The sequence below is a fragment of the Ruminococcus sp. 1001136sp1 genome, from assembly GCF_039841815.1.
In the GTDB taxonomy this organism is placed as follows: domain Bacteria; phylum Bacillota; class Clostridia; order Lachnospirales; family Lachnospiraceae; genus Blautia_A; species Blautia_A faecis.
In genome coordinates, this window is the sequence record NZ_JBDPGY010000061.1 from 1 (window position 1) to 1,615 (window position 1,615).

Below are 1,615 nucleotides of genomic sequence, written 5' to 3' on the forward strand. Positions count from 1 at the left end.
GATAATTCTTAATTATCTTAATAAATAAGACATTAGGAGGCAGTGAAATGATTTCACAAGAAAATTCGACAGGTAGACCATTGGCAGATGCAAAATGGTTAGAAAATCACCATCGTGCAAAACTACCTGAAAGAACTGCTTTTGCTAAGAAATTAGCAAAATTGAATCCGAAAAATATTGTTGACTTAGGCTGTGCAACTGGTTTATGGCTTGAGCTTTTGAATGATATACTCCCGTCCGATTGTGAATTTATCGGCATAGATAGTGATAAAGAATCTCTAAAATCAGCAACTGAACGAAGCAAATTATGGGACAGAAAAGTTAAATTTCTTCATTTAGATTTGGAAAAGGAAGTTGACAAAATACCTCCCTGTGATATAACTTTAGCCTTTAATATTTTTCCATATATTGACGATCTGGATTCCTTTATAAAGGCGTTATGGAAGAGATCTCCACATGGAGTTCTTGCAGTACGGCAGTACGATGGTGCTTCAATTCGTTTTGGTCCAATGGATACAGCTATAAGACAAAAGATGGAGTTGGATTTAAGAATAGCAACTGAAAATAGTCAAAAATTTCACCATTATGATATGGACAGGACATTTTCAGCTTTGCGTAAATCCAACTATAATAATTTTGAATATAGTTTCGAATTATTTGAACGAGTGAGTCCGTTTGATGAAAACTTTATTCCCTATTATCAAGGCACGCTCATCTGGACCATTCAGCATTTATCTGAAGTATCTGCAAATAATCTAAAAAAATGGATGGAAGCTGACGCGCTTATGAAAAATCGCTATTTTTATGAAGTTGATTTAGTTGCTCTACTGTCATAATCTTCGACCGCAACACGCCACAGACCTTTGTATTGCGCAGCAAACATATTAAGTATTTCAGTATCTCTAGATAGCAATACAACTGGGTCTTGTGGTATATCTCTAAAATCCCAGTTAAATAAAACTTCTTTAGTACCATCTTTATATGTCAGAATAACAAAACCGATTTGGGGTTCTGATTGTGCAATCAGTTTATATTGGTAATTGCCTTTATGCTTTTCAGATACTTGAATGTCTATTTTTTTGAAACGTTCAAGTGCGGATTTATCTCCAATATCTTTCCAAGTTAGACCTTGATTTACATTTTTGGCAATTTTAACAAATGATTGTTGATAAGAAGTACCATCATATAAGCGTTCATTCGTTTGAATCTCTTCATCTTCGAAATTAAACGAAGTATTTTGTACATAATCTAGAACAGGCAATCTATTAATAATATATTCCCAAGCGTATTTTGGGGTTCCCATTTTTGTTACATGTAAATAGTTTTTTACGGTTTCACAAATAAGTTCTGAATCCTCAGATACTTTTTGCACTTCATTGTGAGTAGTTATATTTTGCCCAATAATCAACACAATTATAGAAAGTAAAAATGCTGGCACAGCTGCTAATGATGATTGCGAAGTGTATTTTAATGGATCGATATAATAAGTTATTACAAAAGTTGCAATAGTCAAAACCGAATTAAATATCAACAGAATCAATTGTTTTGTTGATGAATTCATTTTTTTCATATGAGCCCTCTCTTAATTAATTATAGCAGATAATTAAGAATTATC

The 1,615-nt window shown here is 32.8% G+C and carries 2 protein-coding genes; one reads left to right on the forward strand and one right to left on the reverse strand.

Annotation, left to right across the window (positions count from 1 at the left end; all coding sequences use genetic code 11):
* The first annotated feature begins 47 nt into the window (after window positions 1-47).
* Window positions 48-836 (forward strand): class I SAM-dependent methyltransferase, encoded by a 789-nt coding sequence (locus ABHC48_RS20470; protein WP_187564954.1) that lies wholly within the window; start codon window positions 48-50, stop codon window positions 834-836.
* Here the strand turns inward: ABHC48_RS20470 and ABHC48_RS20475 are convergent.
* Complete coding sequence (locus ABHC48_RS20475) at window positions 803-1,570, reverse strand: hypothetical protein (RefSeq protein WP_187564955.1); 768 nt, start codon at window positions 1,568-1,570, stop codon at window positions 803-805. The genes ABHC48_RS20470 and ABHC48_RS20475 overlap by 34 nt on opposite strands.
* Window positions 1,571-1,615: the final 45 nt, after the last annotated feature.